At 71.8% G+C, this 13,098-nt stretch carries 11 protein-coding genes; 1 reads left to right on the top strand and 10 read right to left on the bottom strand.

Annotated elements, in window-relative coordinates; translation table 11 throughout:
* Positions 1–10 precede the first annotated feature (10 nt).
* Positions 11–1,471: a phospholipase D-like domain-containing protein gene (locus tag EUA06_RS15940; protein ID WP_165354418.1), complete on the top strand. Its 1,461-nt coding sequence runs from the start codon at positions 11–13 to the stop codon at positions 1,469–1,471.
* On the opposite strand, the gene EUA06_RS15935 is transcribed toward EUA06_RS15940, so the two are convergent.
* The 10 genes from EUA06_RS15935 to EUA06_RS15890 all read right to left on the bottom strand — a co-directional run bounded on the left by EUA06_RS15935 (position 1,453) and on the right by EUA06_RS15890 (position 13,097).
* A complete protein-coding gene (locus EUA06_RS15935; RefSeq protein WP_242498191.1) occupies positions 1,453–1,842 on the bottom strand; it encodes an MmcQ/YjbR family DNA-binding protein in 390 nt (129 codons plus the stop codon). The genes EUA06_RS15940 and EUA06_RS15935 overlap by 19 nt on opposite strands.
* A gap of 222 nt (positions 1,843–2,064) precedes the next feature.
* Positions 2,065–3,225 carry an acyl-CoA dehydrogenase family protein gene (locus EUA06_RS15930; protein WP_129477557.1) on the bottom strand — a complete coding sequence of 387 codons (1,161 nt, stop codon included), beginning with the start codon at positions 3,223–3,225 and terminating at the stop codon, positions 2,065–2,067.
* Positions 3,222–5,162: an ATP-binding protein gene (locus EUA06_RS15925; protein ID WP_129477555.1), complete on the bottom strand. Its 1,941-nt coding sequence runs from the start codon at positions 5,160–5,162 to the stop codon at positions 3,222–3,224. The genes EUA06_RS15930 and EUA06_RS15925 overlap by 4 nt, the downstream gene beginning before the upstream one ends.
* A complete protein-coding gene (locus tag EUA06_RS15920; protein WP_129477826.1) occupies positions 5,159–6,799 on the bottom strand; it encodes an acyl-CoA carboxylase subunit beta in 1,641 nt (546 codons plus the stop codon). The genes EUA06_RS15925 and EUA06_RS15920 overlap by 4 nt, the downstream gene beginning before the upstream one ends.
* Positions 6,800–6,813: 14 nt before the next feature.
* A complete protein-coding gene (locus EUA06_RS15915) occupies positions 6,814–7,284 on the bottom strand; it encodes an SRPBCC family protein (RefSeq protein WP_129477553.1) in 471 nt (156 codons plus the stop codon).
* 11 nt (positions 7,285–7,295) lie between these two features.
* Positions 7,296–8,429: an acyl-CoA dehydrogenase family protein gene (locus EUA06_RS15910; RefSeq protein WP_129477551.1), complete on the bottom strand. Its 1,134-nt coding sequence runs from the start codon at positions 8,427–8,429 to the stop codon at positions 7,296–7,298.
* Positions 8,426–10,147 carry an acyclic terpene utilization AtuA family protein gene (locus tag EUA06_RS15905; protein ID WP_129477549.1) on the bottom strand — a complete coding sequence of 574 codons (1,722 nt, stop codon included), beginning with the start codon at positions 10,145–10,147 and terminating at the stop codon, positions 8,426–8,428. The genes EUA06_RS15910 and EUA06_RS15905 overlap by 4 nt, the downstream gene beginning before the upstream one ends.
* Positions 10,144–10,923, bottom strand: coding sequence for a TIGR03084 family metal-binding protein (locus EUA06_RS15900; protein WP_129477547.1), 780 nt, complete (start codon positions 10,921–10,923; stop codon positions 10,144–10,146). Before EUA06_RS15900 ends, EUA06_RS15905 begins: the two co-directional genes overlap by 4 nt.
* Positions 10,920–11,531, bottom strand: coding sequence for a TetR/AcrR family transcriptional regulator (locus EUA06_RS15895; protein ID WP_340640793.1), 612 nt, complete (start codon positions 11,529–11,531; stop codon positions 10,920–10,922). The genes EUA06_RS15900 and EUA06_RS15895 overlap by 4 nt, the downstream gene beginning before the upstream one ends.
* Positions 11,532–11,579: 48 nt before the next feature.
* A complete protein-coding gene (locus tag EUA06_RS15890) occupies positions 11,580–13,097 on the bottom strand; it encodes an Ig-like domain-containing protein (protein WP_129477545.1) in 1,518 nt (505 codons plus the stop codon).
* Position 13,098 lies beyond the last annotated feature (1 nt).

The raw sequence follows: 13,098 nt of genomic DNA, 5'->3' as shown, positions 1-13,098 counted from the left end.
GGGGTGCGTCTTGTCGAGGTCTGCCTTCTTCCTGCTCGTCCTGTGCCTGATCGTCGGCACCCCGGGAGGGGAGGCAGCGACCGCTGCCGCCCCGTCGGGGGCGGTGGTGGCGGCGGACCGGCCGGGGGCCGGCGACCTGGCGCTGTCCTCCGAGAGGCGCCGTTGGACCGCACCGCAGGGGCCGTTCTTCAACGATCCCCGCCGCAAGAAGGGCTACTTCCGCATCGAGCGGAAGGTCATCCAGACGATCCGCCACACGAGGCCCGGGTCGACCATCCGGATCGCGGTCTACTCGTTCGACCGGATGCCCGTCGCCGAGGCACTGGTCGCCGCGCACAAGCGTGGCGTGAAGGTGCAGATGCTGCTCAACGACCACCAGTACACGAAGGCGATGCGGGTCGTCCGCAAACGGATCGGCGCGAAGCGGAGCGCCGACAGCTTCATCTACCGCTGCACGGCAGGCTGCCGCGCAACGGACAACAAGTTCAACAACATGCACTCCAAGTTCTACCTCTTCTCCCGGGCCGGGGCGTCGCGCGACGTGGTGGCCGTGGGTTCGGCGAACCTCATGCTCAACGCGGCCATCCACCAGTGGAACGACCTCTACTTCACCTCCGGCGACCACGCGCTCCACCGCCAGCTCGCGGGGCTGTTCGACGACATGGCCGTCGACCACGAGACGCGCCGGCCGGCCCGCTTCTTCTGCGGCACGCCCACCGGTCCCGCGTGCGACGAGGCCGTGGACAAGCACACGGTGTGGGCCTATCCGCGGCCGTCGGGACCGCGCAACGACCTCGTCCTCGACACGCTCGCCAAGGTGCAGTGCCTCACCCCGACGGCCTCCGGCGGGCAGACCCGGACCCGCCTCGCCCTGTCGATGCACACGATGCGTGGTCGCCGCGGTGACTACCTGGCCGCGGCCATCCGCGACAAGTTCGCCGAGGGCTGCAAGGTCCGCGTGAGCTACGGCCTGATCGGCTTCCACACCAAGAAGGTCATCGGGAAGCCCACGAGCCGTGGCCGGATCCCGCTGCGCTCGACCGGGCTCGACTACAACCCGGACGACAACTACGACCTCAACAAGGACGGCAAGGACGACCTGATCCTCAACTTTTACTCGCACCAGAAGTACCTGACGATCCAGGGCACCTTCGACGGCGTCCCGAACTCGCACCTGGTGGTCACCGGGTCCTCGAACTGGGCGAGCCTCAGCCCGGGCAACGACGAGGTCCGGATGACCGTCAAGGGGGCGAAGCTCACGCGGAAGTACGTCCGCAACTTCGACTACCAGTGGAAGAAGAAGCGCAACTCCCGCAACGCCTACACGACGACCTACGTGAACTTCCGGGTGGCGCGGATGGTGCGCGGCGACGACGGACAGCTGCGCCGGACGTACGTCACCGAGCGTCGCCCCGTCGTGACGATCGAGCGCGACCCCTACCGACGCGGTCCCTACTGGGAAGCGGACTGACCGGGGCGCTCGACCTTCTCGGCGAGTCGGGCGGGTGCCTGGATGCAGTAGGAGTCGGTCAGCAGCTCGGCGAGCTCCTGCCAGTCGGTGTCCTCGTCCAGCAGCATCCCGATGGCGTTGCCACCCCAGCCGGAGCGGAAGTAGGGATCGCCCAGGTGCTCGAAGGCCGCGACCTCGTCGGGCTCACCGCGGAACGTGATCCGGAAGAGCTGGTCCTCGCCCCCGAAGACGTGCGCGATCGTCGCGCCGCCGACCCGCCAGCGGGTGCCGGTCCACGCCGCCTCCTGCTCGCAGCGCGGCAGCCTGCCGAGCACGGCGTCGATCCGCTGCACCCACTCCTCGGGGACGAGCGGACGGTCTGCGAGGGCCACGGCGTACACCCTGCCACCGCCCGCCGACACCATGCAGGCCGTTCGCGCCAGTGGCCGTCAGCCCCCCGCTCAGCCGCGCCGGAGGAGCGGCGAACTGCCTTCCTGGTGCTGGGCGCGGACTAGGGTTTCCGGCTACGACGCCGACGGCGAGCTCATCAGGACTGTCGTCGTGGAGGGCCCGGTCGAGTGGCGGGTGGCCCGCGTCGACACCTGCGAGTGATCTCAGTAGGACTTCGGGAGCCCGAGCGAGTGCATCGCGACGAAGTTGAGGATCATCTCCCGGCTCACCGGGGCGATCCGCCCGGCGCGGGCGGCGACGAGCATGCCGGCCATGCCGTACTCCTGGGTGATCCCGTTGCCGCCGTGGGTCTGCACGGCCGCGTCGACGGCGTGGACGGCGGCCTCGGCGGCGGCGTACTTCGCCATGTTGGCGGCTTCGCCTGCAGCCATGTCGTCGCCGGCGTCGACGAGCGCGGACGCCTTCTGGGTCATCAGGCGAGCGAGCTCGTTCTCGATGTGGGCCATCGCGAGCGGGTGGGCGATCGCCTGGTGCGACCCGATCGGGGCCTTGAAGACCGTGCGCTCCTGGGCGTACGCCGACGCCTTCTCCAGCGCGTGGCGCGCCAGGCCGGTCGAGAAGGACGCCGCCATGATCCGCTCGGGGTTGAGCCCGGCGAACAGCTGCACCAGACCGCCGTCCTCGTCGCCGACGATCGCGTCGGCGGGGAGCCGGACGTCATCGATGAACACCTGGAACTGGCTCTCCGGGCTGACGATCTCCATCGGGATCGCAGTGAACTCGAAGCCCGCGGAGTCGGTCGGGACCACGAAGAGGCAGGGCTTGAGCTTGCCCGTCCTCGCGTCCTCGGCCCGCGCGACGACCAGGACGTTGGCCGCCTCGTCGACACCGGAGATGTAGATCTTCTGGCCCTTGAGCACCCACTCGTCACCGTCGCGGCGGGCCGTGGTGGTGATGTTGTGGGAGTTGGTGCCGGCGTCCGGCTCGGTGATCGCGAACGCCATCGTGCCGGTGCCGTCGCAGATGCCGGGGAGCCACCTCTGCTTCTGCTCCTCGGTGCCGTAGCGGGCGATGACCGTGCCGCAGATCGCCGGGCTGACGACCATCATCAGCAGCGGGCAGCCCTGCGCGGCGAGCTCCTCGCAGACGGCGGCCACGTCGCCGATGCCGCCGCCCCCGCCGCCGTACTCCTCGGGGATGTTGACGCCGAGGTAGCCCGCCTTGGCGATCTCCATCCAGAGGTCGGTGGTCTTCTCGCCGGCGCGGGCGCGCTCGGTGAACCACGCGCGGCCGTAGCCCTTCGCGAGCTTGGCGACCTGACGCCGCAGCTCGATGCGCTCCTCGGTCTCGCTGAAGTTGCTCATGCGTCTTCCTCCACTACGGCCAGGACTTCCCCGGACGCGACCTGCGCACCGGGCTCGACGTTGATCTCGGTGACGGTGCCGGCGTGCGGCGCGGTCACGGTGTGCTGCATCTTCATCGCCTCGAGGACGAGGACGACGTCGCCGGCGGCGACCGGCGTGCCGGCCTCGACCGCGACCTTGACGACCGTGCCCGGCATCGGCGCGAGCAACGAGCCGCTCGCCACCGCGTCGGCAGGATCGGTGAAGCGCGGGACCTCGCGTAGACGCGCGGACAGAAGTGGTCCGTCGACCCACAGCTCACGCGGCGACCCGGGTGCGTCGGACGACATGTGTCCGCGCGTCTCCGTGGTGACGCCGTCGCTCTCGAGCCGCGCGTGGGTCGGGGAGACCCCCAGCACCGTCACCCCGTCGACGACGAACCCATCGCGCGTGCCCCACCACTCGACCGGCTCGTGGCCCTCGAAAATGGTGCGCTGCGGCTGGCTCACGACGTTGCGCCAGGCTGCGGGGATGCCCTGCTGGACCGTACGTCGCTCGGCGTCGTCGGCGGCCAGCATGAGTGCCCCCGCGATGACCGCAGTGCGCGCACTGGCCTGTGAGTCGCTGGGAGACTCAGCGGAGATCGGACGCGACTCGAGCCAGGTCGTGGTCATCTCCCCCGCCACGAAGACCGGGTCGCCGAGGATGTCGACGAGCTGGTCGCGGTTGGTGGTGACACCGTGGATCCGGGCGCGCTCGAGGGCGCCGACGAGCATCCGGATCGCCTGCTCGCGCGTCGGCGCCCACGCCATCACCTTGGCCAGCATCGCGTCGTAGAAGGTCGAGACCTCGTCACCCGACGAGAAGCCGCTGTCGACCCGGACGCCGCTGCGCCCCAGCAGGTCGAAGCCGCCGTCGGCCGGGAGGTCGAAGGTGAGCAGGTGGCCGCTCTGGGGGACGTACGTCGCGTCCTCGGCGTAGAGGCGCACCTCGATCGCGTGGCCACCGCGATGGGGGACGTCGTGCGGCAGCGCGCGGCCCTCGGCCACGGCCAGCTGTGCCTCGACGAGGTCCATCCCGCGGACCAGCTCGGTCACCGGATGCTCGACCTGGAGCCGGGTGTTCATCTCCAGGAAGAAGAAGCGGTCGGCGCCCGGGTCGTGGAGGAACTCGACGGTTCCGGCGCCGCGGTAGCCGATGCCCTCGGCCAGCCGCTCGGCCGCCTCGCACATCGCCGCCTCGGTCTGGGGGGACAGGCCGGGAGCGGGCGCCTCCTCGACCACCTTCTGGTGCCGTCGCTGCACGGAGCAGTCGCGGGTGCCCATCGCGACCACGCCGGCCGCGTCGGCCATCACCTGCACCTCGACGTGGCGCCCGGCCTCGACGTAGGGCTCCACGAAAACCGTGCCGTCACCGAACGCCGACTTGGCCTCGGCCCGGGCAGCCTCGATCTCGGCATCGAGCCGGTCGAGGGTGCGTACGACGCGCATGCCGCGTCCACCGCCACCGGCCGACGCCTTCACCAGCAGGGGGAGGTCGGTCTCGGTCGGGCGGTCGGGTGCCGACAGGACGGGTACGCCGGCCGCGGCGGCGATCTCCTTGGCGCGGACCTTGTCGCCCATCGCCTCGATCGCCTCGGGCGGCGGACCGACCCAGGTGAGGCCGGCGTCGATGACCGCGCGGGCGAAGTCAGCGTTCTCGGAGAGGAAGCCGTAGCCCGGGTGGACCGCGTCGGCACCGGACCTGCGGGCGGCCTCGATGAGCAGGTCGATGCGCAGGTAGGTGTCGGCGGGCGCGTTGCCCGGGAGGCGTACGGCGTGGTCGGCCTCCGCGACGAACGGAAGACCGGCATCGGCGTCGGAATGGACGGCGACGGTCTCGATGCCGAGCCGTCGGCAGCTGGCGAAGACCCGGCGGGCGATCTCGCCGCGGTTGGCCACGAGGAGTCGCGAGATCATCGGAACACCCCGTATCCGCCGGCACCGGTCCACGTGGTGTTGGAGATGACGGACAGGCAGATGGCCAGGACGGTGCGGGTGTCGCGGGGGTCGATGACCCCGTCGTCGTAGAGCATCCCGGACAGGGCGTAGGGCATGGACTGCTCCTCGACCATCTGCTCGACCATCGCGCGCATGCCGGCGTCGCCCTCCTCGTCGTACTCCTGCCCCTTGGCCTCGGTGGCCGCGCGGGCCACGATCGAGAGGACGCCCGCGAGCTGCGCCGGCCCCATCACCGCGGACTTCGCGCTCGGCCAGGTGAAGAGGAAACGCGGGTCGAAGGCGCGGCCGTTCATGCCGTAGTTGCCGGCGCCGTAGGACGCGCCCATGATCACGCTGAGGTGCGGGACGGTGCTGTTGGAGACGGCGTTGAGCATCTGGGCGCCGTGCTTGATGATCCCGCCCTGTTCGTAGTCCTTGCCGACCATGTAGCCGGTGGTGTTGTGCAGGAACAGCAGCGGGGTGTCGCTCTGGTTGGCGAGCTGGATGAACTGCGTCGCCTTCTGCGCCTCCTCCGAGAACAGCACGCCCTGCGCGTTGGCGAGGATGCCGATCGGGTGGCCGTGGAGCTCTGCCCAGCCGGTGACGAGCGAGGTGCCGTAGAGCGGCTTGAACTCGTCGAACGGCCGTCCGTTGCGCTCGGACACGCCGTCGACGATCCGGACGATCACCTCGCGGGGGTCGAACGGCTCCTTGAGGTCGGTCGGAATGAGGTCGAGGAGGGTCTCGGGGTCGGCGTCGGGCTCGGCGAAGCCCTCGGTGGTCGAGTAGCGGCCGTGAGGGACGAGCGGCCGCGTATCGAGACCTCCATCGTCAGCGGGTCTCGATACGCCTCGCTCGTTCCTCGCTCGGCTACTCGACCAGCGGGAGGAACGGTTCAACCGCGCCACGATCCGCCGCCCGATCCGGATCGCGTCGAGCTCGTCCTCGGCGAGGTAGTCGGCGAGGCCGGACACTCGGGCGTGCATCTCGGCGCCACCGAGCGACTCGTCGTCGGACTCCTCGCCGGTCGCCATCTTCACCAGCGGCGGGCCGCCGAGGAAGACCTTGGCACCGCCGCGGACGAAGACGGTGTAGTCGCTCATCCCGGGGACGTAGGCCCCACCGGCGGTCGAGTTCCCGAAGACCAGCGCGATCGTCGGCTGCTTGCGCGCCGACGAGCGCGTGAGGTCGCGGAACAGCCGCCCGCCGGGGATGAAGATCTCCTTCTGGGTCGGCAGGTCGGCACCGCCGGACTCGACGAGCGAGAGGGTGGGGAGGTTGTTCTCCTCGGCGATCTGCGAGGCGCGGAAGATCTTCTTGACCGTCCAGGGGTTCGACGCGCCGCCCTTCACGGTCGGGTCGTTGGCGCTGATCATGCACTCGACGCCCTCGATCACGCCGATGCCGGTCACGACCGACGCGCCGACGGTGAAGTCGGAGCCCCAGCCCGCCAGCGGCGACAGCTCGAGGAAGGCCGACCCGGGGTCGACGAGCAGCTCGATCCGCTCGCGGGCCGTCAGCTTGCCGCGTGCGTGGTGGCGGTCGACGTACTTCTCGCCGCCGCCGGCGACCGCGACCGCGTGCTGCGCGTCGAGGTCGGCGATCTTCTCGAGCATGGCCTCCCGGTTGGTCACTTCTCCACCACCGCCTTCATCCGCTCCAGCGTGGTGCGCATGCCGTTGCGGTTCGTCCGACCACGCAGGGCGCCGAGCAGGGTCCAGTAGACGCGCGTGTAGAGCGACGGCTCCATCCGGAAGTACTCCGTGACGAGCGTCCCGCCGTCCTTCGGCTCGAGCCGGTAGCCCCAGTTGTTGACGGTGATGACGTCGGTGCCGACGGAGAACTCGAAGACCTTCTCGGGCTCGCAGGCGGTGACGCGGCACGGTGACCAGTACGTCGGTCCGACCCCGTTGCGCTTCACGTGGCCGGCGAAGTAGGCACCCACCTCGGGCCCGGTCGAGCCACGGGTCCACTTCGCCTCGAAGGTCTCCGGGCTGAACTCGCCGATCCGCGTGACGTCGCTGACGAGGTCCCACACCTCGGCGGGCGGGGCGTCCATCCAGACGGACACCTCGTCACCGAGGGAAGGCAGCTTGATCATCGGGAGTCCTTTCAAGACGCATAACCCATCAGCTTGGCCGTCAGGTCGCGGAGCACCTCGTCGGCGCCGCCCCCGATCGGCAGGATCCGGGCGTCGCGGTAGTGCCGCTCCACCTCGGTGCCGTGCATGTAGCCGGTGCCGCCGAACAGCTGCACCGCGCGGTCACAGACGTACGCCGCGCAGTCCACCGCGGTCTGCTTGGCCAGGCACGCCTCGGCGACGACGAACTCGCCCGCGACGTGGCGGGCGGCGACGTGGCGCGTGTAGGTGCGGGCGACCTCGACCTGGCGACGCATCTCGACCAGCGTGTGCTGGACGGACTGGTTGTCGGTCAGCGGCCGCCCGAACGTCTGCCGGTCTCGGGCGTACGCCGCCGCGAGGTCGAGGGAGCGCGCCGCGATGCCGTAGCCGTGGACGGCCAGCGCGATCCGCTCGACCACGAACTGGTCGGCGATCTGGCCGAAGCCGCTGCCCTCCGACCCGACGAGGTTCGCGGCCGGCACGCGGCAGTCGACGAAGGACAGCTCGGCGGTGTCGGAGCAGTGCCAGCCCATCTTCCGCAGGCCGCGGTCGACGGTGAATCCGGGCGTGCCCTTCTCGACGACGAGCAGCGAGATCCCGGCGTGGCCCGGGCCTCCGGTGCGGACGGCGACCGTGACGAAGTCGGCCCGGACGCCGGAGGTGATGAAGGTCTTCGCGCCGTCGACGACGTAGTGGTCACCGTCGCGGGTCGCGGTGGTCCGCAGCCGCGCGACGTCGGACCCGCCGCCGGGCTCGGTGATCGCCAGCGAGCCGACGAGGTCTCCGGCCAGCGTGGGTCGGACGAAGCGGTCCACCAGGTCGGGGTTGCCGGACGCCGCGATGTGCGGCAGCGCGATCCCGCTGGTGAAGAGGCCGGCCATCAGGCCGCTCGACGCACCGGCGTCGAACATCGCCTCCTGCATCGCCACCGAGTCGAGCAGGTCGCCGCCGCTCCCGCCGACCGACTCCGGGAAGGCGATGCCGATCAGCCCGAGGTCACCGGCCCTGCGGTGCAGCGCGCGCGGGATCTCGCCCGCGTCCTCCCACTCCTGCAGGTGCGGCGCGACCTCGCGGCGGGTGAACTCCGCCCCGGTCGCCCGCAGAGCTTCGCGCTCGGCCGTCACAGGAGCGAGTCCTCGATCGAGACCAGCCGCGACCGCAGCCACTCGCCGAGCCCCTTGGCCTGCGGGTCGAAGCGCGGCGAGGCGGCGACCCCGTCGCCGAGCAGGCCGTGGAGGACGAGGTTCACCGCACCGAGGTGCGGCAGCAGCCACACCTCCACGTCGAGTCCCTCGGCCTCGGGGATGAGTGCCGGGATCCCGCGCGGCGACATCAGCTTGAACAGCCACTGCACGCGGGCGTCGTACGTCCCGGCGCCGACGCCGTCGTGCGCCACCCAGAGCCCGACGTTGGCGTCGCCGCCCTTGTCGCCGGATCGCGCGTGGACGAACGTGCCGAGCGGCAGGCGGCGGGTGAGCACGTCGGTGCGCCCGGGGTACGGCGACGGGCGGGCGCCAGGTGCCTCGCCCTGGGGCACGCCGAGGCCGGGGTCGGCGACGACCTCGCGGGTGCCGTCGGCGTGGACGACGGTGTGGGTGACGTCGGCACGGTCGACGTACGCCGCGCGGTAGATGCCGAACGGCGTGGCCGCGGCGGGCGGGGCCGTCATCGTGAAGCCGGGGTAGGAGCCGAGCGCGAGCTCGACGACCGCGGAGGTGAACGCGCGGCCGACCGGGTCGGGCGACGGGTCCTTCACGGTGCAGCGGAGCAGACTCGAGGCGGACTCCTCCGTGGGCGCATCGGCCGGGGGTGCGGTGACGTCGGACCAGACGACCTCGGCCGCAGCGAGCCGGCTGCCGAGCTGGTCGCGCACCCACTCCGCCTTGGCCTCGACGTCGAGCCCGGTCAGCACGAGCTCGGCGGAGTTGCGCCAGCCGCCGAACTCGTTGACGCAGACCTTGAGGTGCTCGGGCGGCGCCTCGCCGACGACGTTCGTGATCGCGACGCGGTCCTCGCCGACCTCCTCGAGCCGGATCGCGTCGAGGTGGACCGTGACGTCGGGGCCGAGGTAGCGCGTGGACTGGATCTCGTAGACGAGCTGCGCGGTGACGGTGTCGACGGTGACCGCGCCGCCCGTGCCGGCGTGCTTGGTGATGACGCTCGACCCGTCAGCGGCGACCTCGGCCACCGGGAAGCCGAGCGGCCGGTCACGGTGCGGCAGGCTCAGGAAACCGCTGAAGTTGCCGCCCGTCGCCTGCGTGCCGCACTCGATGACGTGGCCGGCGACGACAGCGCCCGCCAGCTCGTCGTACGACGTCGCGCTCCAGCCGTGGTGCGCGACGGCCGGGCCCACGACGAGCGAGGCATCCGTGACGCGGCCGGTCACGACGATGTCGGCGCCCGCGCTCAGCGCGGCTGCGATGCCGAACCCGCCGAGGTAGGCGTTGGCGGTGAGCGCGCCGTCGAGCTGCAGATGGCGTACGTCGTCGCCCTCGACGTGGGCGATCGCCGGGTCGAGACCGAGGCCGGTGGCGACCTCGCGGAGCCGGTCGGCGAGGCCGGCGGGGTTGAGGCCGCCCGCGTTGGCGACGAGCTTCACGCCGCTCTCGAGCGCGAGGCCGAGGCAGTCCTCGACCTGGCGGACGAAGGTGCGGGCGTAGCCCAGGCTCGGGTCCTTGAGCTGGTCCTTGCCGAGGATGAGCATGGTGAGCTCGGCGAGGTAGTCGCCGGTGAGCACGTCGAGGCGACCGCCCTCGAGCATCTCGCGCATGGCACTGAGCCGGTCGCCGTAGAAGCCTGAGCAGTTGCCGATCCGCACGGCGGGTCGCTGGGCGTCGATCATCGCGGCGCCCTCCCCTCGCCCGGCTGGCCCGCGAAGGCCTGGGCGATGTCGAGCCAGCGGTCGACGTCGGCACCGGTGGCGACGAGGTCGGTGTCGGCACGGTGGACCCGCTGCGTGACGAGGCGGCAGAAGTCGCCGGCGCTCCCGGTGAGGGTCTGGCCGGCGTCCTCCGGTCCCCACGACCACACGTCGTCGGACGGCGCGACGAGGTCGATGCGGAACTCCTCAGCGGGTGCGTCGAGACCGTGGACCGCGAAGGCGAAGTTGCGGGTGCGCACGCCGAGGTGGGCGACGTGGCGGATCCGGTCGGTGTCCTCGACCGGGACGCCGAGCCCCTCGTGGACGTCGAGGCTGTGCGCCCACGTCTCCATCAGCCGCGCGGTCGCCATCGACGTGGCCGACATCGGCGGGCCGAACCACGGCATCTTCTCGCCGTGGGGGTACGCCGTCAGCGCCTCGTGCAGTGCCGCGCGGGTGTCGCGCCAGCGCGTCATCAGGTCGGGGTCGCGCGAGACCTCGTGGGCCTGCTGGTCGACGAAATCCTCGGGATCGTTGATCGCGCCGAGCACGACGGTGTCCCAGGCCTCCTTGTCCGTCGCCGCCTTCAGCGCCACCTCGTCGGTCCACGCGAGGTGGGCGACCTGCGTCGCGACGTCCCAGCCGGGTGCGGGCGTCGGGGTCTGCCAGCCGGCGGGGTCGAGGTCGCGGACCAGCGCCTCGAGCCGGTCGCCCTCCGCGGTGAGGTCGGCGAGGACCTGCGTCAGCACGGCGTTCATCGGACCATCTCCTTGTCGAGCACGTCGGCCCACTCGCGCAGGATCCGGCGACGGCGGGCGGAGTCGTCGGAGATGGTGGACGCCAGGCCGAGCCCGCGGACCAGGTCGAGGGTGGCCTGCACGAGCTCGCGCACGCCCGGCTTCGACTCGTCGGCCCCCAGCGCCGTGACGGTGAGCCGGTGCGTCTCGCGGCCCACGCGCTGCTCGAGCGGACCGACTGCCGCCCGGAGCGCCTCGTCGGTGCGGGCGGCCACCCAGAGCTCGAGGGCCGCGGAGAAGACCGGGGACGAGAAGTGGTCGCCGAGCATCTCGAGCACGGCACGGGTGCGCCGCTGCCCCTCAGGCAGCCGCGTCGCCGCCTCGCCGAGCTCGTCCCCGCGCCGCTGCGCCAGGTGCTCGACCGCGGCCACGACGAGGTCGTTCTTGGTAGGGAAGTGGTGCAGCTGCGCGCCCCGGCTCACGCCCGCCCGCTCGGAGACGAGGGTCGTCGACGTCCCGGCGAATCCGCGCTCGACCAGCAGCTCGACCGTCGCCTCCAGCAGCCGGGCCCGCATCGCCCGGGTCCGGTCGGCCTGCGGCACGCGGGCGGGGCTGTCGACGGAGGGCACGGCCACAGCCTGCCGTCGTACAAACAAACAGTCAAGCCTGACTTTTTGTTACTGGACCTGGGTCAGCGTCCCCACACCGCCGCAGGCCGACGTCGCGCCGACCCACAGGTCACCCTCGGGCATCGATGCGCGCCACGCGTACCACCCCGGCTGGTCGACCTGGAAGCTCTGCGACGTGAACGAGCCGTTGCCGGGACGACGCTGGGTGACATCGCGGTGCGTGCCCGTGCATGCGTCCGCCGCGTTCGGGAAAGGCCCGTAGAGGGTGGTGGTGACATCGACCGGACCACCGAACGGAAGACCCGAGACGGTGACCTGGGCCGCGATGACGTCGAAGGGTGCCGCAGCGGCCGGAGCCGTCAGTCCCAACGCCGTCCGCGCGCGCACCGTGACCGGGGCGCCGCAGGACGACACAGGCATCGCGGTGTCGGTGCCCTCGACGCTCACCCTCCACTGGTAGTGACCACCGCCGGCCGGGACGAGGGACGGCATCGCGTAGGTCCCGTCGCCTGCGACTGCGGCCGACACCTGGCCGACCGACGGCCCGGCGCAGTGGACGGCGGCCGCGGAGGCGAAGGGACCATGGAGCGCTGCCGTGGCCGTGCGCCCCACACCGTCACCGGCGATCGTGGCGAGGACCCGTGCCGACGCACCGGCCAGCAGCTGGGCCGGGTCCGCGGTCAGGCCCAGTGTCTGCGGTCCACGTACGGCGGTGCGTCCCGCGACGGCGAACGTGCGACGGACACCGCCCTGGGCCGCCGAGGCCTGGGAGTCACGCTCCGCCGGCAGCAGGTGGAGCCGGTGGTCGGGCACCCGGCTGACGGTCGCGGTGACGTCCTGCCAGCCGCGGGCGTCCGCGGCGAACCTCGCCATCGCCCGGCCGTCGTCGCCGGTGACCGTCGGCGGTGAGGCGACCCCCGCCACCGACAGTGAGACCGGGAGACCGCTTGCGGGCCTTCCGTGACCGTCCGTGACCGCCAGCGTGATCGCCACGGTGCCGTCCACGTCGGCGGTCGTCGCGGTGAGCGCAGCGGTGTAGGCCCCGGCGCTCGCCCGCGACTGGCGCAGCATGATCCTGGCGAACCGCTCGACCGCGGGCCCGTTGCCCGACTGGCGGATCCGACGGGCTCCGCGCGCCCGCGTGATCCGCCAGGCTCCGCCCGCCAGCAGGTGGTAGACGCTCGCGTCGACGGCAGCCGCCTGGGTGGCGTCGCGGTAGCCGCCGTACTTGGACAGGATCCACGCTGCCCGCTCCGTCTCGGCCCGGGAAGCCGAGCGGCCGGGCACGTCGCCGACCTCGTCCGGTGACGCGTAGCCCGCACGGTTGGGCAACTTGTCCGGGGTCGTCAGGAAGACGGGCGTCCCGTCGACCCGGTAGCCGCCGATCCAGCCGCCGGCCGCCCGGCCGGTCGCGGGAATGACATAGCCCGACCACCGCCGGGAGGCCGCGACGCCCGCATCCCCGGTGGCGGGGAGGGGCACGACACCCACCAGGCAGGCGGCTGCGACGAGGAGCGTGACGACCAGCGCGATCGGCCGGTGGAGCGATCGGGCGGACGACTGCATG

This window comes from Nocardioides glacieisoli, assembly GCF_004137245.1.
Classification (GTDB): domain Bacteria; phylum Actinomycetota; class Actinomycetes; order Propionibacteriales; family Nocardioidaceae; genus Nocardioides; species Nocardioides glacieisoli.
The sequence above is the reverse complement of the archived record's forward strand: the minus strand, read 5'-3'. Positions and strand labels throughout refer to the sequence as shown.